Genomic DNA, 17,833 nt, shown 5'->3' with positions numbered 1-17,833 from the left:
TCCATTTGGTCTGTTTGACAATTATTGTTTGGCCAGCGCCTCTTTTATGAGCGGAAGCGCCGACTGAAGGTCGGCGGCGCGCGCCTGCGCCGTCAGCGCTTCGAGCCGGCGGATGCGTTCCTCGTTGGGGCCGTCACGTCCCCACGCGGCGAGGACCCGGGCGCGCTCGGCCATGAAGTCGGAAAAGGGCAGCGGCTGCGGGCGTGAGTAATCATCCAGGATGCCGGCGTAGCGCTCGGCCCGGTCCCATTCATGGTGGCGGAGGGCGTCGTCGATGGCCGTTTCGCAGAACCAGAAATAATTGTGTCCGACGCAGCCGGCCGTGAGGATCGCTTCCCCTTCCTCCAGCGCCTTGAGTCTTGCGTCGCTGTCTTCCGCCATCGCCGCCCAGCTTGCAAGAATAGCCGGTCCGGTGAAGGTCAGCGCAAATGCGCGCGCCGTATCCAGCGCCTCCTGAATCTCTCTGCGCGCTGTTGCGAGATCTCCCTGTCCTGCCCGCACGCGGGCAAGCTCCCACTGCACGTTGGCCTTGAAATTGCCCGCGCCGATCCTCTGTGTCTGTTCCAGCGCGCGTTCGAGATAATCCACCGCGGTATCCAGATCTCCCAGTCTGAAACTCATCGAGCCGACAAGCAGAAGGCTGGTCACCTCGGCGCGCAGCTGGCTGACATGGGCGGCCTTTTCGGCCGCCGCCAGTCCGTCCTGAAGCGCTTCGCGGAACTCCATCTTGTGGAGGCGCGACCACCCGACCATGTGCCGGTTCGCCACCACGATGCGGCCGAAACCCTGCGCCTCGGCGAGCTGCACGCAGGTCTGGAAGTTGTCATAGGCGGTCAGCATCCGGCCCTTGAGGTAATGCGCGTCGCCAAGGCCGCTCAATGCGCGCGCCTCCGCCTCCAGCGAACCGACTTCGCGCGCCAGCCGGTAGGCGCTTTCGTGCTCCGACAGGCATTCCTCGATCCGGCCGAGCGGGAAATAGAGATTGCCGCGCAGGTAATGGATATGCGCCTGCTCGGCGAGCAGATTGCTGCGGCGGGCTGCTTCCTCCGCGTGGGTGAGCGCCTCGATCGCCCTTTCCTGCTGGTCGGCCATGCGCAGGGCGGCGGCGAGGCCCGTCCAGGCCTCGCAACTCTGTTCGTCAGTCCCGGCGTGCCCGGTCGCCTCCTCGTAGGCGGCGATCGCCTTCTCGGTCTCGCCGATGTTGAGCAGGGCGTTGGCGAGCGTGCAGTTGAGCCGGCACTTAAGGTCGCTGTCTGACGCCAGTGCGACGCCGCGGCGCGCCAGCGACGCCGCCGTTTCGAAATGCAGCGCGTCGCTCTGGCTGGTTGATGCGTCGAGATACGCATTCGGCGCAGACGGGTCGCCGGCGCGGTCCAGATGTTCGGCGTGCAGAACAAGATCCTGCTTGCGATACCAGTCGGCGGCGCGCATGTGCAGGTCCTTGCGTCGCGGCGCCAGAAGCGAATTGTAGACGCCTTCGCGCACCAGCGCATGGGTGAACAGCAATGCTTCGCCGTCAGGCCGGATCAGGTGGCGTTCGATCAGCTTGCCACAACCGTATTGCGGGCTGTCGACAAGCTGTCTGAGCGCCTGCAGGGTAAACCGCTGGCCGAGCACGGAGGCGGCTTGCAGGGCCTGCTTGTCGGGCGGATCGAGCGCGTCCACGCGCGCCTGGACGATACTTTGCACGGAGCCCGGAACCTGTTCTTCGGTCGCCGTTTCGGCGCCGCGCAGCAACTGTTCCAGAAACAGCGGATTACCGTCCGCGCGTTCGACGCAGGACCGCGCGAACTGGTTGGCGACGTCGAAGAACCCGGCGGCGAGCGCAAGGGCGTCTGCCGGCCGCAGCGGGCGCAGGTCGAAGGTGACCACGTTCGTCGCCGTGATCGAGGCGCGCCAGCTCTCGCTCAGCGGATCGCCCTCGATGCGCGACGTCATGACCAGGATCGCCGGCGCGTCGGCGATCGCGCGCGCGAGGCCGGCAAGATGATCGAGCACGATATCGTCGGCCCAGTGCACGTCCTCGACAAGAATGAACAGCGGCGTCGTCCGGGCGAGGCTCCGCGCCAGGTTCGCCACCGTCTCGCGCTTTCCCCGGTTGCGCTGCGTGTTCTGCATCGCATTGTAGAGAACCATGTCCTCCGGCGTCTGGTCGAGATCGAGCAGGTCTTTCAAAAACGTGATCTGGTTGTCGGCGACGACGCCGTCGGCGGCCGCCTTGCGGACTGCGGCGGCGCGGTCGCTGCTGTCATAGGGCGGCGGGATTGCGAGCAGGCTGCGCACCAGCGAGCGGATCGCGTCCTGTCCCTTGCCGGCGCCGAAGTCGAGCACAAGCGAGCGGTGCGCGCGGAACCCGCGTTCGCGCGCCCGGCGTTCGAATTCTTCCGTCAGCCGCGTCTTGCCGATGCCGGCTTCGCCGCGCAGATAGACGAGATAGCCGGCCTGCGTGTCGAGGCAGGCGTCGAGCAGCGCCGAAAACTGCTGCAATTCGGTCTGCCGACCGACGAACGGGCGGTCAGCGCTGTGCGCGGGCGCGGCGTCATAGGACAGGAGCCTGTGAATGCGCACCGGCTCGGCAATGCCCTTCAGCGACAGTTCGCCGAGCGCTTCGGTGCGGCAGTCGGAGCCGACGGCCTGGCGCACGGCGGAGGAAAGGTAGGTTTCGTCCGCGCCCGCCTCGTCGGTCAGCCGCGAGGCGAGGTTCACCGAGTCCCCCGTTACCGTGTAGTGGTTCTCGCTGCCGACCTGGCTCGCCACGACCTGGCCGCTCGCGACCCCGATGTGGACCTTGATTGCATGGCCGGCTTCCGCCGACACGCGCGGCATGGCTTCCTGGATGGCGAGCGCCGCCCTGACGGCCCGCTCCGGGTCGTTGCTGTGGGCGACGGGGGCGCCGAAAACCGCCATGACGCTGTCGCCGATATGCTTGTCGACGGAGCCGCCGTAATCCGCGATGATCGCGTCGACGGCGCCGAAATAGGTCGAAAGCAGGCTGTGGATCTCTTCGGCGTCCAGTACGCCGGAAAGGTTGGTGTAGCCGCAGATATCGGCGAACAGGATCGTGACCTGGCGGCGTTCGGCGGAAAGCTGGTCCTCTCGTGCGCCTTCAACGCTGGGGTCTTCGGCGTTGGCGGCGAGCGCGGCAATGGCGCGAAGCAGTTTCTTCCTCGGCCCCATGGGGATGCCGAGTTCCCTCAGATCATTCTCGTTGAGATCCCGCGCGGCGTCGAGGTCGATCTCGTTCTCCTCGAAAACCGCAGCATGATCTGCGAGGCCATGGGTGTCGAGCCAGTTCCTGATCAGCATTGCGTTCGAGGCCTTCCCACCAATACTGTGCGAATGTGATGAGTTTCCTCAATCTTGGCAAGTATCGCCGTCCTTTGCGACAGCGGTTTGGGGGCCGATTGACCTCAAGGCCTTGAGGAGGCAGACGCAGGCCGGAATAGCCGAAGACCGCCGCAGGCCCTAACGGATAAAGGGCGGCGCAATGCCCTCTGCGACAAGCATTGCACATGACGAAGACAACAAACAACGGCATCGGCATCTCGAAAGATCATCTGGACGCTCAATGCGATGTCACCGGCGCTGCCGCCAGGATCACCAGCAATCCGGTCGGGTTCAGGAAACTGGCGCTGGATTGGAGACAGGCAATCTCGTCTGCTGCTTTGTGAAGCAACCGGCTCGGGGAATTGACCGGCTGCCGGACGTCACACCCTGGGGCAGATCGCGGAGGCCTCCGCAGGACCTGGCAGCTGCGCCCAAAAGTGCATCAAAGCCTCGGCAACCGGCGCGGGCGTCTCCTCCGGCCACCAGTGGCCCACGCCCGCCAGATGCGCCATTTTCGCGCCCGATCGCTCTGCTGCCCACTCATGCTGCTCAATCGTCCCGCTGGCTCGTCCGAAGTCGTCGACGGCGATGAGAGCGAGTCCCGGACGTTGTGCGGCGCTCGGCAGGAGCTGTCCCGCCTCGGCCATCGCCGGTTGTCGCGCCGACCGTAGCAGCTTGAGCACGGCGTCGCCCATCTCGGGATCCATGCCTGCCGCGACCCGCTCCGCCATGCGCCCGGTCATGCCGAGGGATGACGCCACCTTGAGCCGCTGCTCCAGGTCGCCTCCCCACAGTTCCCGCACCGAGGATTCGCCCGGGCCCTCTTGCTGCCAGACCTGCGCCCGCGCGTGCCAGGCGTAATCGGGAGCGAACACGCCAAGCGCATCCGAGGCCCAGCTGCGGATCAGGTCCGGACGGCTCATCGCCAGCACGGCGACGTGGATTCCGCCCCAGTCGTGTCCCACCAGATCGACCGGGGCGCGGAACAGTTCCAGTTGGGACGCCAGCCAGTCTCGATAGGCTGTCATCGACGGTTCGAAGCCACGCGGCGCGGGGACGCCGAATCCGGGCGGGGACAGGGCGACCGCGTCGGCCCGATCGAGCGCCTTGATGAGCGGTCCCCAGATGACCGCCGACTCCGGGTTGCCGTGAACGAGGACGAGTGGAGTGCGCGACATGAAACTGTCTCCAATAAACTTGTTTGTTAACACACAAGTAAATAGACATGATTGGCATTCAGACGCAAGAGCCGATCTTTCCTCCCGCGCCGCTTGCGCGCGCTCTGTCGCGCGTGCTACCGACCGATGAGCGCACAAACCGGCGGACCATACGCTTCGTCGTCCCGATATCTGGACAGTCCCGATGCCTGATCAGCCTCCCGCTCGCCGTACGCAGCAAGAGCGTCGTGAGCAGACCGAACGCAAGGTGATAGCCGCCGCGACGGCGCTGATCGCCGAGCGCGGGTCGCGCGCGCTCACCCTGGCGGAGGTCGGCGAGGCCGCCGGCTACAGCCGGGGAATTGTCTCCCATCACTTCGGCAGCCGCGAAAATCTGCTCCGCGCGGTCATGCGCGATGCCCAGGCTTTCACCCTCCCGGATACCGGGGACAGCGCCGGAGCCTGGCTGTCGGACACAGTTCGCGCCTACCTGAAGAACGTGACCAACAAGCGTCCCGCCGCCCGTGCGTTCCTGCAGATGTGGGGCGAGGCGATTGCCGCCGATCCGGTCCTGATGCCGCTCTACGCGGAACAGGACGCCCGCTTCCGGCGTCTGCTCGCCGACAAGGTTCGTGAAGGAATCAGCGACGGCTCGGTACGGTCAGACGCCGATCCTGACGCGATGGCCGTGTCGCTCTTTGGCCTCCTGCGCGGCATCGCACTGCAACTGATCTCGACTCCGCCTCCGACGCGGGTCAAGGCGATCATCGACGAAGCCGAGCGGGCCACGCGGCGTGCGCTGGGACCCTGATCCCGAAACCTTCGGCGCTAGGTCTTGGAGAGGAGGAGGCGCAGGCCGGCATAGCCGAAGATCGCGGCAAGCGCGCCCTCGACGAAGCGGCGGGAATTGCGGTAGGCCCGCCCCATGAGCGCGGTCGAGAAAAGGAAGGCGTAGCCGACATTGACCGTCAGTCCCAGCGCCGCGCAGCCCGCTAAGATCGCCGGCAATGTGTAGGCGGGAGAATCGGGCCGCAAGCCAAGCGCCATGATCGCCATCCACCCGAACACTGCCTTCGGGTTGGAGAGATGCAGCAACAGGCCGCGTCGGAAGTGCGCGGATGTTTTCGCAGCCGCGAAGGACTTCTTCGGCTGCGGGTCGGCGGTCAGCGCCGACCGTGCGGATTTCCATGCGAGGTACAGGAGATAGAGACCGCCTGCGATCTTGATCGCGGTGAGCGCCTCCGCATAGGCCGTCAGGATCGTCGAGATGCCGGTCGCCGCAAGCAATGCCCAGAACAGGCTGCCCGACACGACGCCCAGCGCGAGCGCAATGGCGGGCGGACGGCCCTGGTTCATGGCGACGCCCATGATCGCCATGGTGCTCGGGCCCGGGCTGGCGATCGCCAGGAGATAGGCCGCGTATACGAGCAGAAGATGCTGGGCATGCTCGATGAACATGGGGTTCGCCTTATGGGTTGCGGAGAAATCGGCTGAGACGGAATCATATCATCCGACATCCGTTTGTCATCGGACTTCTGTCGCCCGCACGCCTGATTTCATGGTCTATCTGGACAGCGTCTGCAGTGTGGTGAATTCCGGCTCGAAAATGGCCGATATCTGTCCGAAATCCTCGACCACTTCGTAACGCACAAATGCGTTTTCTATGCGCGACAGTGCGCTGCGGTAGTCGCAATGCGGATCATGGGCGCCGAAGACGATCTTGATGTTGACGGCGTCGTCCGGGATGAGCGGTATCCAGTCGGCCTGCATCAGCGCATGGTCGTTGGCAAGGCCCGGTAAGCTCTGCGTGGCGGTGCGGATAACTTCCCTGACGACACGGTCCTGCGAATTCAGGATCGCCAGATCCGGTGGGCTGCCGGCATAGATCTTTCTGAAACTACCCCTGAACGCGTCGACAAGGCTCATCATCCGGACCAGCAGGCCGAGAGCGCCGATCATCGCCTTGCTGGATTTTCCCGCAAGCCGTATCGCTTCCGACATGAAGCCGGGAACCTGCTCGTGCGGTTTGCTGATATAGGTTGGCGAAAAAAGCACGACCTTAGAATGTCGGGGCGAATGCGCCATGAGCTTCAGCGCCGCGAACACACCGATCGTGTGGGAAATGACCGGCGCCTCGGACAGATTGAAGGTCTTCGCGAAATCGGCGACGTCGCGCGCAAAGGTCTCCATGTTGTCCAGTCCGTCGCCGGCGTGCACAGGGGTTCCGAGATAACCGGGCTTCAACGGCATGAGTATTCGGACATTCAGCCTGTCGAACGACTCGACCTGGTCCGGCATCGGATAAAACGGCAGGAAGGTCGAATGCATGACGATGATCGGCCGCCCGCCGGATGGCCCGACATCCATCACGAACAGCTTTCGCCCGCTGCTCATCGTGAGATTGTGCAGGCGCCCCGCATCGCCGAACAGCCTTCCGGTCGTTTCATCGGCGATCCTGCCGGCGTCGGCCGTGTCCTTGCGTCGCGCGCTGATGTTCGTCGCCGCCAGCGCCGACATGATCGTCAGCAGTTCCGACTGCCTCGAAAGCCCGCTTTTGGTGAGCAGCGCCTTGGCCTGGGTGCGGCGTGTCTCGTAGGTTGCGCCGGTTTCGGCGCTGATTTCGCGCAGCGTCCGGTTGGCGAGCAGCGATTTCAGGAGGGACATCTCGGCGCGAGTCGGCGTGTTCGCGAATCGCTGTTGAAAAATCTGCATAAGCTGCTCGTCGGAAATAAAGCCGATCGCATGGGCTTCGACGCCAGGGCTGCTCTCCATAAAACGCCCTTCACTATCGAGCAGAAGCCCGCCGGTCGCGCCTGCGCCGTAAAGATCTTCCGTCAACCAGCTACTGAGGATTTCCGGAGACAGACGGCTTTCGGCCGGCAGCATCGTCATCAATGAATCCAGAGTTTCGCGGGTCAGGCTGCGATCGAATCGAACAGGCTCGAAAGTCTCAAAAGAATTCATAAAGCAACGTTACTCCGACGTCATTTAAGGCTGATCGCAACGGGAATCGGGGCAATTTAACCCAATTGGGTGAAGTATTCTTGATACAGCTATTCAGGAAATTCCGCCATGAAATGCAAGTACCTTTTCTCGTATCGACAAAGCTTTATCCGGATGCTTGGAAGGCCATGCATCGATTCAACGATATGTTGCGGAGCGGCGGGGGACACACCGCTCTGGACATCGGGTCGGCGCCGGAGCAGCTGCGACGCCGCGGATGACGCGTGGCGTAAGCGCAAAAAAAGGATGGGCAATACATGGGGTCGATGGGAATAAAAGTCGGGCTGGCATGGGGGTGCCTGCTCGCAGTGCTGGCGGTGGGCGCCTCGGACAGTCGCGCCGAAAGCAGGCCGTTCTGCCGCCAGTACGCCTCCACGACAGCGGATGTCGCGAGGGACGCGATCAGCAAAAATCCGGCCTGTCAGGATTACAACAGAGGCGTTCACGCCAACTACGACATGCACTTCAACTGGTGCATGAACAATTCCCGTGACACCGTCATGGGCGCCGCGGAACATATCCGCAGCCTTGCCGCGAGCTGCGCGGGCGCCGCCCGCAATGAGCCGCCGGCCGGGCCTGCCGAACCGGGGGTCTATGCCCGCCACCAGGCATGGGTCGTTCGCAGGGACTATCCGGGTGCGTGCAGCGCGGAAATCATCGACAGGTCGAAGGGCCAGTATCTCGGAGAGCTGCTCCGGTTCCAGTTTTCATCCGGCGATTTCCGGCTGATCAGCGATTACACGGCCGGGGGAGACTTCACCCACATTCTGGTGGACGGTCAGGCCTATCCCACGAAATTCGCACATGAATCCGACGTTGTCGTCGCCCGCATCGATCGCAATCTGGTCGCGGCGCTCAAACGCGGGTCTGTGCTCAATCTGAATTTCGACCCGGGCGGGCCGCAATATTCGCTGTCCGGATCGTCCGCCGCGATCGACCTGATGATGCAGTGCGCGCGCGGGCAGAGTCCGTCGCCGCAGCCGGCCCCGCCGCCGGCGTCGGCGTCGACCGGCGGTTCCTACGTGATCCACGGCGCCTGCAGGCTCACGGTCGACGGCAGGTTGTTGCTTGATATCCGCCAGGACTGCCCGATCTGGATGGCGAATGACGGCACCGGCGCCTTCTGGATCAACACCGATCGCGACAGCTATCTCGGCGATTACATCGCGGAAGTCACCCCGTCCGGAAACGGCCTGGCCTCGGGTCACTGGAACGGCGAGCGCGGCGCGACCCACGCCCAGGCGTGGCTGGGGGACGATTTCCGTCTCGGCAATGGCGGCTGCTGGTCGAACGCCCGGGCGACGATCTGTGCGTCCAGGTAATGCCACCGGCCGGGCTCTGCCCGGCCTCGTTCCCGTCTTCACCGGCTTCGGATATCTCATGCGCACATTTATCGTTGTCATGGCTTTGTTCGCCACACTGGCCACCGCCGTTTCCGCAGTGGCAGGCACGAGCCGGCCCGTCGATTGCGAACTCACCGTCGACGGCACGACCTGGATCGAGGGCAGGTGCCAGTATTTCCCCTCCACGGACGGGTCGTTCCAGATCGGCAACGACGACTATTTCGCGCAGGTCGACGTGACCGGCAGGGATGTCGCCGAGGCGAACTGGAACGGCATGCGGGGCGCAACCCATGCGCAGTCCCGGATTGGCGCGGTGAGACGCGAGGGCGCATGCTGGGTCCGGCCGGGCGTCAGGATTTGCGCATGGGCATTGCCGGAGGCGGAAACCAGGGCGGCCCTGGCCGCGCAGCCGGACGGCATGATGCTGTGGCCTTCCTTCGCCCCGGCCGCCTGTATCGGCGTCGAAGGCCCGCTGGAGGAGGGGGCGACCCCCGTCCTGCACAATTGCCGTATTCCAGCCGATCTCATCTTTGCAGCCGCCGCCGACGGAACGCTGTCGATCGACAGGCATCCCGGGCTCTGCATCGATCTCGAAGCCCCCGGCATGTCGAAGCCGCCGCAACTGGTGCTTTCCGTCTGCCGGCCGGATTCGACGCGGTGGCGCCAGGTGCCGTCGGCCGACGGTTCCGGGCCCGTCGTCTCGGACGACGGACGGTGCTGGACCTTTCCGCAGATGAAAACGGACCCGACTGCGCGGTTTCCCTGGGTCGTCGCCGTCGCGTCCTGCACGCAGGACGCCGCGGAGGCGGGAACACTGAACCTGAGCAGGGACTGACCGCAGAAACCCCCGACATTGAAACGACAGGATTTTGATATGACCGGACTGTTTGATGCATCGATGAAATGGCTTGCCAAGGCAGGCGTAACCGGGGTTGCGGCCGCCGCCGCCATACTCCTGACATTCTCCGGGGAGAGCAACGCGCAGAGCAATATCTTCGCCCGCGCGACGCCATGGATCATCTACCAGGATGCGCCGGGCGCCTGCAGGGCGGACATGATCGACACGACCAAGCAGGAATATTTCGGACAGTTGCTGCGGTTCGAACTGTCGTCCGGCAGCTACCGTCTGATATCCGACTATACGCGGGCCGGGACGGATGTTCTCGTTCTGGTCGATGGCCGGCCGTTTCCCTTGGTGTTTTCACAGGAATCGGATGCGGTGATGGCCTGGATCGACGACCGGCTGCTGTCCGCAGTCCGCGACGGCATGACGCTCAATCTCAACTTCGAGCCGGGCGGCCCGCGCTATTCGCTGGGAGGCTCCGCCGAGATGCTGCATCTGCTTGCTCAGTGCGGGCGCGGCCAGGCTCCCTTCGCGCCGGCTTCCCTGCACGACTCTCCGGGCTGGGTGCAGCTTTCCGGCGGCCAGATCGATGGCCGCGCATTCCCGGCCGGCCGGGACACGAACGGCAAGGATCTCTTCGTCTGCGTCGCCGACTACCAGGGCGGACGGCACCCCGGCAAGATCGCCCACGGCTTCGGCGGTTGCAATTTCAGCTATGGCGGGCAAGAACTCACGGCGTCCGTCTATTCGCTGATGGTCGGCAAGGAGAAATGGTTTCCGGCCTTTTTCCATACGCCGCCCAACAATTCCTTGCCGGTGGGGATGGAATCCGACGGTCGCCAGCTCTACGCCTGCCGCACGGAATATAATGGCAGCCTGCAGCTCGGCAAGACGCGCCAGGGGTTCGACGGCTGCAATTTCGGCTATGGCGGCGGGGAACTGGTCGGCAAGCCGTTCGAGGTTATTATCGAGTGATTGAGCAAGCCCCGGCGTCCTTCGGTTCATCCGGGGCCGGGGCTTGCGATCGCAACCGGAGAGGCGGCATAGACGAGCACAAGGCGCCGGGCAAACGATGCCGTGCTGTTGGATGCACAGAACCATACGATCGCTTTGTGTCCCCTCGTCTGCAACGTCGCCATTAAGCCTCGCAAAGGGCCCATTGAAGGTGGTGCGGAACGGGAGCGGCGAAACGGCCCGCCGATGGGAATGAAGATCAAATCAACATGCGCGTTTGTCAGGGCAGGCATTTTTCCGCGTCATCCACGGTTATTCCCTCCTCACACGGCTTGTTCATCAGCAAGGTTGCAACACCATCTTCGTCGAGTTCATAGATGAAAACCTGCTTTACAGGGTCTCGTTCCGGGTCTGGACGTTCAATTCTCTCAAATATGGCGAGTCCATTAATTGGAAAAAATACGTAATCTCCATCATCGATTTCATCTATACTTCTGAATTCACCCAATCTTGTTTCCTCATTGAAATAGTAAGGGTGCGAATAAGCAGGTCTTTTATTGAATAAGGGAAGACGAAAATAATCCATACCGGCAACAGGGCACTCGATTCGTCTATGTACTCTTGTGATCGGTTTATCACTATCGCAAGAATATATTGCGCTATTTGCGAATTCAATAAAGTAGCTGTATCCGTCGGATAGAACATAAATGGCGCTGTCCAAGCTGTTCCATTCGCGTGACAATCTACCAGTGCGGACACGGTAGTAGTCTTCAGGAACAAGAAAACTACTCTTCGACTTATCCCAGAGTCTCCGAGAGAATCGCAGCACTATCTGTGGGGCCGGTATTGCCGTGCTTCCCGTGAAATTGGGTTCACTGCCTTTTTGCAGCCCGTTCGGGTCCACGCCGGCCGGGGTGAACGCGCGCGCTTCATGCCGCGCCGCACGTCGTATGGTCTCGGCGTCCTGTTGAGCTTGAGCGTAGGGGGCGTGGTTGTCTCCGGCGCGCAACGCGTCCGGCAGGCTGGACAGCTTTTCGATGACCTTTTCGAGTTTGCCCAAACGCTCTGACCACACGGTGCTGTCTTCGAGCTTGCCGGATCTCTCCGCGACGAAATACGCGTCCGTCCAGCCATCGTCGATGTTCTGCACGTCGATGCCGTAACTTCGGTAAAGGCCATCCGAAAGCCTTTTGAAGGCCGCGCCGAGCGCCCGGTATCGCTCCCGGTGCTCATAGCCGTTCATATAGGCGTCGTGCAGGTCATAAAGGCTGAGCGTCGCGTCTACGAGCACTGCATCGGTGATGGTCAATCCGTTCGCCCAGGCTGCTCGCGCGGCCTCTTCTTCCAGATAGGTATCAGTCCCGGCGAAAAGCAAAAGCTCATCCCAATCGGGACTGCCAGGTACGTTGAAGGACCACTCGCCCGGCTTGCCGGTAATGCCGACATCCGAGATGATGTGCATCAGCTTGCTGCCATCGCTTACGGTCAGCCGGATCCTGACGTCGACAAGCCTTGGCTTTTCCTGAAGGTCTTGCGGCAATTGCCCGAAACGGATGGTGTCGTATCCGCGCCCGTCGAGGGTCAGAACGGGGATCGTGAGAATTCCGGACGGATTGTCCCATTTGAAGCGTATGGAAGCGACAGGTTCTCCCATGAGCAATCCGAGGCGGGCTTCCGCCTCCCAGTCGAAATTCATCACGGCTCCGTCCGTCGGCGCCTTTACTCCGACAACCCGGCTATTGCCGGAAAACGTTCCCTCGACAACATTCGCGTTTGCCGTTGCGCAGAAAAACGAGAACAGACAAGCTGCCAGGAGGATGCGGAAAGCATTCAATTCAACCACTCCTCGATCTTTGCTCTTCGCTCATCCGTCAACTCCGGGCGTTCACCCGTGTCAACGGCCTCAAGGCTTTCCAGCGACAGTTGCGTCAGTTCAGGAGGGACCTCAGCGCCTTCAAGGACTATGCCTTGAGCGGCCATTTTCTGCACATAGGCCAACCACTTCGGGTCTGATCGCAGGCGGTCGGGGAAGCCGTCTCCCAACACTGCCATCGTGCCCTCCTGTGCGATATCGCAGACCATCGCAGGGCGGCATTGCGCATCCTCCGGCCATTCCGGGCAGAACGTATCGGCACGGCAATTTTGACCGTATTGCATCTCGCGAACGACGACCTGCTCCATGGACACTTCAAAGTCTCGATTGAAATAGGTATCGGCCTGCAGGGTTCTGTATTCATAGCCCAATGCCGGACGATCTGCGTCCGGCGGCCAACTCAAATGCTTCTCCTTGACGCCGAAGGTGCCTGTTCCGCCACCCGAGACAAAATAGGTGACCTCCAGTATCCCGTCGCCATCTATGTCTCTGGGTTCGAGGTCGCTTACGCACCACTCCTCTTTCTCCCATACGATTGGCTCGGGCGAGGCTTCCCGGTACAGCGCCAGCCCCACTCCCCCGTTCGAACAGTAGTAGGCGTAATGAAGGCTCAGTTGGGCGATCGAGCCACGGCCCCTCGGCTCTCCATGGCGAGCCGCCATAGCCGCGAAAAACGCATCGGCGTCCGCCGGTGGACCGCTATCTACGGCGCTGAGATATTTCGCGCTTGTCCAGCCCGAAATCGACGAGTCTTCTTCGAGCAAGACCTGCGCCCAACCGTCTTCGATCCGGGTTATTTCAAGCCGCGTGCCCTCGGGCATCTCGAGAACAACGCCATGTGACGTTCCCGGGCCGCTCCTCAGGTTGAGCCGCTCGGTGGCGACGACAGCCTGGTCGCCCTTTTCCAGCGCGGAAGCCGGGATAGGCACAACGGCCGCAAACAGGAAGGTCAGCATCGCAATCAGCAAGCCAGGCCGATCATGAGGTACGCAGAAAGGAAATCTGGTGGTCAAGAAATGCTCCTCTATAGCCTTCGTGCAGCAAGTGGCGCGCACATGAACGTTGTTGGTCTGGTGGTTCGCGTCGATCAAGTCGTCCCAACCAGACCAGCTTGCTTGATCGTTGGAACTCCACAGGTTTTTTTGCCGGAAGGTAGCATCTACTATTCTGGCGCGCGCAGGGCTTGCAGCTGAAATTCGGACGAGCGCCGGCTTTGGGCTGAAGGCTACGGTCTCCTCTCGACCACCTTTTGGTCATTCACCCAACTGCAGCGATGGCCTGGTATCCAACTGCGCGCAAAATCGCCACTTTACAATACGTGTACATTCGTACATATATACCAATATGAACACCAAGCCAGAACGCGTCCAGACCGGCGTCCGCATTGAAAAGCGCCTGCTGAAGGTCATGAAGGGGCTGGCGGAGCATCTTGATATGTCCGTCGGCGATCTCATCGAGGGCATTGCGCTGCACAGTTTCGAGAACAAGCCGCCCTTCTCGCCGGAGACGCTCGCGAAGATCGCGCAGTTGAAGGACGTCTACGATCTGGAGTGGACGGCGGCCGACAGCCACAAATTCAGGGAGCAGGACGAATGAGCGTTTGTGTTGACCATGCCGATATCACCCTACGGTTCGAGGCTGGCGACATCGACCCCGCGGCGTTCCGCCATGCCGAGCATGTCCATGTCGCCTTCGGTCTTTTGAAGAAGTATGATTTTCTGGAGGCCGCGACGATCTATGCGAACGGCATTCGCGCGCTCGCCGCAAGGGCCGGCGCGCCGCGCAAGTTCAATCTCACCATCACCTGCGCCTTCATGAGCCTGATCGCCGAACGCATGGCATCGAAGGCCTATGACGATCCGGAGATCTTTGCAGGCGACAATCCGGACCTGATGTCGAAGGATGCGCTGGCGGGGCTTTATGCGCCCGAGCGCCTCCACTCGGACATCGCCCGCCGCGTGTTTTTGATGCCCACGTCGCAGGGCGGCGCGGCGTAGGGCGTCTAGCAGTCGGGCATGGGGTACCATTCCTCCGTCGGCCGGCTGCCGCACGACCGGGTGTCCGTGACGTTCAGGGCCTCGTCGAGAAAGTAGAGGTCCCTGTAAACCTCGCCGCCGCCCGATTTGTCGATGCTGTAGAGAGCGAATGAATCATAGAGAAAATACACATAGTCTCCGTCGGAAACCTGGCTTGCGGTCGAGACTGCATATTCCCCGGTCGCCGGATTGTAGACGACTGGCGTCGTGGACGCCTCTTTTCCCTCCAGAACCGGAGCGAGAATGTTGCTGATGTTTGCATTGGGGCAGGGCGCGGCCAGAGAGGGAGAATTGCCCTCGCCCTGCAGATCGGAAAGCCGCTCGTACCCCATATAGACCGGGTCGCCGCTCTGATAGGCGCAGTTGGCAAAGTTTCGCGAGCCATGGGTAAAAGCCAGTTCGCCGGTGCTCACGCTCTGATAGGCGAAGTCGTAGTCGTAGTCCGAGATGTCTTCCAGCCCGGCCTTGCCGCCCAGACTTCCGTCTTCATTGACGGTGATATACTGGTCGAGATCATACCGGTCCTTCCATTTCACGACCACCTTCGGAGCGCGGAAATCACCGCCGAATTCAGGCTCGTAACCCTGTTCCAGCGTGGTCGGGTCGACGCCTTCGGCATCATAGGCGGCGAGATTGCGGACAATGCTGTCGCGAAGCTTCTCCGCATCCTGCACCGCCTGCTCGTAGGGCGCATGGTTGGCGCCGGCTTTCAGATTGTCCGGAAGCCGGGAAAGCTTGTCGAGATGCCGGCCGAGATCCCGCATCCTCTGTGACCATTCTTGCCGCGTTCCAATCTCGCCGGAGCGTTCCGAGACGAAATAGGCGTCCGTCCATGCGCCTTTCTCGGCGCCGATCTCGATGCCGTAGCTGCGTTTCAGGCCATCGGCCAGGCGGTCATAGGCGGATTTGAGCGCGCGGTACTTTTCCCTGTCATAGTCGCGCATGTAGGTCTCGTGCATGAGATGGAAATTGAGATCCGCGTCCTCGATAACGACGGTTCGGAGCGTCAGGCCGCCGGCCCAGGCCGCCTTGGCGGTCTCGGCGTCAAGCATCCCGCCACTGACGCCCTTTCCTTCGAACAGGTCGTCCCAGTCGGGGCTGCCGGGAATGTTGAACGACCAGGCGCCGGGTTGTCCCGTTGCGCCGACATCGGCCACAAGGTCGATTTCGCCGACATCGCTTCCAAACGTCATGCGCAGCTTGACGTCGGTCAGCCGCACGCCCTCCTGCAGCTCGGTCGACAGCTGGCGATACATCATCGTTTCGTAGCCGCGGCCCTTTTCGGTCAGGGTCGGGATCGTCACACGGCCGGCCGCGACGTCGTAGCGGAAGCGCAGAGAGACGATCGGCTCGCCGATCAGCAGGCCGAGTTTCAGTTCGGCGTCCCAGTCGATGTCCAGCGCCGCGCCCTCGGTCCCATGCGCGTCGCCCGCGATGCGGTCTTCGCCCGACAGGGCGAATTCCATGGTCTGGGCCCGGGAAATCCCGCCTGTCAGCGCAAGCGCCGCCGCGGCCAGGATCAGAATTCTCATGAATACGGTCATCATTCCGTCCTTTACTGGAGCCAGTCGTCGACCAGCTTTTGCCGTTCAGGGGTCATCTTCGGTGTGAAAGCTGTGTCATTGTAGCTGGCGGCAATCGCCTCCTGCGCCAGCACATACCCTTCGCTTTGCTCGACGCGTGCAACGAAATCCAGCCATTCGGCGTCGCCTTCAAGAGCGGCGAGCGCATCGTCGCCGACGACATGCATTTCCTGCACTTTCGGAGACGTGGGGCAGGTCTGGACGAGAATGCGGCATCCCCCGCCTTCGGGAAAGGACGGACAGAAATTTCCCCGGACGCATTGATCGCCGAGTTCGACGGACTGTTCCATGCGAAGAAGGAGGTCCACCTTGTCAGCGGGCAATCCGTATTTCTCAAGCAGGAAAGTCCCGTCGCGCTCCTCGAATGTCAGATACTCGCCTTGCGTTCTCAGTGCGTCTCCCCGAGGTGTGAGGAACCCCTGAACCTCGCGGGTATAGCCGTCTCCGTTATACGAGACGGTATAGCGAATATCAGGCTCGCCGTTCATGTCCATGTCGACCAGGTCAATGTCTTCCCCGCAGGGGGCGTTTACAGTCCAACTGCTCGACGTATTGCCGTTGACGCGGAACAGGATGAGGCTGAATCCCTCTTTGGAGCCGCAGTAGCGCATGTAGTGAATGTCGACGGGTTCCAGATATCCCTTTTCGAGCGGCTCGCCATAGGCTTTCGTGAAGCTCTCGTACATTGAGTCCACCGTTTGCGCTCTCGGCGCGCCTGCGCCGACAAGGGCCGCAATGATCGCCAGCGCCGACAGCTTCAGAACATGAAAAATCACGATGTGTGTCCCCGTTCGTCCCCTGAAAATGAAAAACCGCCGAATGGCGGGCATCAGGTTCATAACATGTTACAGGTCAAAGGCCAGCGTGATCGGGAAATTTTTTGCCTTTTCCAGTTATTTTCCAAGCGTTTGGGCGGTGCGGTGGGAAGCGCTATTCAACGAATTCAACCGCCTCGGGCGCTTCGCCCGGCACGAGGGTGACGCTCACCCGGCTGTCGATATCCGGCATTTCCTTGCGCGGATCGGCGCCGTAGATGCCCCTTTGCTGCTGCCGGGCCAGGCGCGCCATGTCCTCATAGGCCGCGCCGGCGCCGGGTTTCGGCTTCGCCCAGCCGTGGCCGGCGAGCCAGGCGGCCGGATCCTGCTTGTTGATCACGCAGTCGGTCACCAGCGTGTCGTCCCAGCTGTCGCCCGGTGTGACGCAGGAAAGCGCCCGGCCGCGCAGGAAATTGCGGAATGCGGTGCGCGCGATGACGCCGCAGGGCCAGTGCGATCCGTCCGGGGCCGTGCACATGTCGCCAGGCAGGACGAGGTCGATGCCCTGGAGCTGCAGCGTGCCCTGGTCGTAGCGGATCAACCCGGCGGCAACGACCTTGGGCCGGAACAGCGGCGTGCGTCCGGGGCCGGCGTCCTGCGTTTCGCTTTCCATCGCGGTTGTGGCAGGCGCGCGCGGCGCAATGCGCTCCAGGCCGGAGGAATCCCGGGTGAAGGGCGCGGCGAACTGATCCGGCGAAATCGGCCGTATACCCGCGTCGTTATCCTCGGTTTCCGGCGCAGGCGTTTCCGCGGTTTGCCAGCGGAAGCTTCCGCTTTTGATCCGCGCTTCCGTCGTGTGGCTCACCTCTGTTTTCGGCGGCTCGTAAAGGATGAGTGCGGCAAGCCCGCCGATCAGCAAGACAAGGCAGATGACAAGCGTGCGCATGTGGCCTTCCTC

At 62.2% G+C, this 17,833-nt stretch carries 16 protein-coding genes; 7 read left to right on the top strand and 9 right to left on the bottom strand.

The annotated features are described in order from the left end of the window. Positions 1–21: 21 nt before the first annotated feature. Positions 22–3,306, bottom strand: a complete 3,285-nt coding sequence (locus tag K1W69_RS10880; protein WP_220228382.1) for an adenylate/guanylate cyclase domain-containing protein — start codon at positions 3,304–3,306, stop codon at positions 22–24. A 206-nt stretch (positions 3,307–3,512) separates the two neighbouring features. On the opposite strand from K1W69_RS10880, the gene K1W69_RS10875 reads away from it, so the two are divergent. Further along, positions 3,513–3,671, top strand: coding sequence for a hypothetical protein (locus K1W69_RS10875; RefSeq protein ID WP_220228381.1), 159 nt, complete (start codon positions 3,513–3,515; stop codon positions 3,669–3,671). 36 nt (positions 3,672–3,707) lie between these two features. Here K1W69_RS10875 and K1W69_RS10870 read toward each other — a convergent pair whose 3' ends face one another. Next, positions 3,708–4,505 (bottom strand): alpha/beta fold hydrolase, encoded by a 798-nt coding sequence (locus K1W69_RS10870; protein WP_220228380.1) that lies wholly within the window; start codon positions 4,503–4,505, stop codon positions 3,708–3,710. A 184-nt stretch (positions 4,506–4,689) separates the two neighbouring features. Between K1W69_RS10870 and K1W69_RS10865 the strand changes: the two genes are divergently transcribed. Continuing rightward, positions 4,690–5,295 carry a TetR/AcrR family transcriptional regulator gene (locus tag K1W69_RS10865; RefSeq protein WP_220228379.1) on the top strand — a complete coding sequence of 202 codons (606 nt, stop codon included), beginning with the start codon at positions 4,690–4,692 and terminating at the stop codon, positions 5,293–5,295. 17 nt (positions 5,296–5,312) lie between these two features. Here K1W69_RS10865 and K1W69_RS10860 read toward each other — a convergent pair whose 3' ends face one another. Then, positions 5,313–5,942, bottom strand: coding sequence for a LysE family translocator (locus tag K1W69_RS10860; RefSeq protein ID WP_220228378.1), 630 nt, complete (start codon positions 5,940–5,942; stop codon positions 5,313–5,315). A gap of 105 nt (positions 5,943–6,047) precedes the next feature. Further along, entirely contained in the window at positions 6,048–7,448 is a 1,401-nt protein-coding gene (locus tag K1W69_RS10855; protein ID WP_220228377.1) for an alpha/beta hydrolase, read from the bottom strand. 296 nt (positions 7,449–7,744) lie between these two features. Between K1W69_RS10855 and K1W69_RS10850 the strand changes: the two genes are divergently transcribed. The 3 genes from K1W69_RS10850 to K1W69_RS10840 are packed head-to-tail and all read left to right on the top strand — an operon-like array spanning position 7,745 to position 10,649. After that, positions 7,745–8,809 (top strand): hypothetical protein, encoded by a 1,065-nt coding sequence (locus K1W69_RS10850; protein ID WP_220228376.1) that lies wholly within the window; start codon positions 7,745–7,747, stop codon positions 8,807–8,809. Continuing rightward, positions 8,796–9,665, top strand: coding sequence for a hypothetical protein (locus K1W69_RS10845; RefSeq protein ID WP_220228375.1), 870 nt, complete (start codon positions 8,796–8,798; stop codon positions 9,663–9,665). The genes K1W69_RS10850 and K1W69_RS10845 overlap by 14 nt, the downstream gene beginning before the upstream one ends. A gap of 39 nt (positions 9,666–9,704) precedes the next feature. Further along, the gene (locus tag K1W69_RS10840; protein WP_220228373.1) at positions 9,705–10,649 is read left to right on the top strand and encodes a DUF3421 domain-containing protein; all 945 of its coding nucleotides are present in this window, start codon (positions 9,705–9,707) and stop codon (positions 10,647–10,649) included. A 259-nt stretch (positions 10,650–10,908) separates the two neighbouring features. Here the strand turns inward: K1W69_RS10840 and K1W69_RS10835 are convergent, their stop codons facing one another. Together K1W69_RS10835 and K1W69_RS10830 are read right to left on the bottom strand one after the other, a co-directional pair. Then, positions 10,909–12,462, bottom strand: a complete 1,554-nt coding sequence (locus K1W69_RS10835) for a hypothetical protein (protein WP_220228371.1) — start codon at positions 12,460–12,462, stop codon at positions 10,909–10,911. After that, complete coding sequence (locus K1W69_RS10830; protein ID WP_220228370.1) at positions 12,459–13,514, bottom strand: SH3 domain-containing protein; 1,056 nt, start codon at positions 13,512–13,514, stop codon at positions 12,459–12,461. Before K1W69_RS10830 ends, K1W69_RS10835 begins: the two co-directional genes overlap by 4 nt. A gap of 331 nt (positions 13,515–13,845) precedes the next feature. Between K1W69_RS10830 and K1W69_RS10825 the strand changes: the two genes are divergently transcribed. Further along, positions 13,846–14,097: a hypothetical protein gene (locus K1W69_RS10825; RefSeq protein ID WP_220228369.1), complete on the top strand. Its 252-nt coding sequence runs from the start codon at positions 13,846–13,848 to the stop codon at positions 14,095–14,097. Continuing rightward, positions 14,094–14,498: a hypothetical protein gene (locus tag K1W69_RS10820; RefSeq protein WP_220228368.1), complete on the top strand. Its 405-nt coding sequence runs from the start codon at positions 14,094–14,096 to the stop codon at positions 14,496–14,498. Before K1W69_RS10825 ends, K1W69_RS10820 begins: the two co-directional genes overlap by 4 nt. A gap of 5 nt (positions 14,499–14,503) precedes the next feature. On the opposite strand, the gene K1W69_RS10815 is transcribed toward K1W69_RS10820, so the two are convergent. The 3 genes from K1W69_RS10815 to K1W69_RS10805 form a co-directional block, all read right to left on the bottom strand. Further along, positions 14,504–16,081 (bottom strand): hypothetical protein, encoded by a 1,578-nt coding sequence (locus K1W69_RS10815; RefSeq protein ID WP_220228367.1) that lies wholly within the window; start codon positions 16,079–16,081, stop codon positions 14,504–14,506. Between the two features lie 11 nt (positions 16,082–16,092). Then, positions 16,093–16,896, bottom strand: coding sequence for a hypothetical protein (locus K1W69_RS10810; protein ID WP_220228366.1), 804 nt, complete (start codon positions 16,894–16,896; stop codon positions 16,093–16,095). 154 nt (positions 16,897–17,050) lie between these two features. After that, positions 17,051–17,821, bottom strand: coding sequence for a thermonuclease family protein (locus K1W69_RS10805; protein ID WP_220228365.1), 771 nt, complete (start codon positions 17,819–17,821; stop codon positions 17,051–17,053). Between the last annotated feature and the right edge of the window lie 12 nt (positions 17,822–17,833).

The organism is Flavimaribacter sediminis, assembly GCF_019492055.1.
Taxonomy (GTDB): Bacteria; Pseudomonadota; Alphaproteobacteria; order Rhizobiales; family Rhizobiaceae; genus Flavimaribacter; species Flavimaribacter sediminis.
Note: the sequence above shows the minus strand (reverse complement) of the source record. Positions and strands in the feature narration are given on the sequence as shown.

Coding starts and splice junctions, on each gene's coding strand:
- K1W69_RS10880 (WP_220228382.1), bottom strand. CDS start 3,306: ATGCTGATCAGGAACTGGCTCGACACCCATGGCCTCGCAGATCATGCT.
- K1W69_RS10875 (WP_220228381.1), top strand. CDS start 3,513: ATGACGAAGACAACAAACAACGGCATCGGCATCTCGAAAGATCATCTG.
- K1W69_RS10870 (WP_220228380.1), bottom strand. CDS start 4,505: ATGTCGCGCACTCCACTCGTCCTCGTTCACGGCAACCCGGAGTCGGCG.
- K1W69_RS10865 (WP_220228379.1), top strand. CDS start 4,690: ATGCCTGATCAGCCTCCCGCTCGCCGTACGCAGCAAGAGCGTCGTGAG.
- K1W69_RS10860 (WP_220228378.1), bottom strand. CDS start 5,942: ATGTTCATCGAGCATGCCCAGCATCTTCTGCTCGTATACGCGGCCTAT.
- K1W69_RS10855 (WP_220228377.1), bottom strand. CDS start 7,448: ATGAATTCTTTTGAGACTTTCGAGCCTGTTCGATTCGATCGCAGCCTG.
- K1W69_RS10850 (WP_220228376.1), top strand. CDS start 7,745: ATGGGGTCGATGGGAATAAAAGTCGGGCTGGCATGGGGGTGCCTGCTC.
- K1W69_RS10840 (WP_220228373.1), top strand. CDS start 9,705: ATGACCGGACTGTTTGATGCATCGATGAAATGGCTTGCCAAGGCAGGC.
- K1W69_RS10825 (WP_220228369.1), top strand. CDS start 13,846: ATGAACACCAAGCCAGAACGCGTCCAGACCGGCGTCCGCATTGAAAAG.
- K1W69_RS10820 (WP_220228368.1), top strand. CDS start 14,094: ATGAGCGTTTGTGTTGACCATGCCGATATCACCCTACGGTTCGAGGCT.
- K1W69_RS10815 (WP_220228367.1), bottom strand. CDS start 16,081: ATGACCGTATTCATGAGAATTCTGATCCTGGCCGCGGCGGCGCTTGCG.
- K1W69_RS10805 (WP_220228365.1), bottom strand. CDS start 17,821: ATGCGCACGCTTGTCATCTGCCTTGTCTTGCTGATCGGCGGGCTTGCC.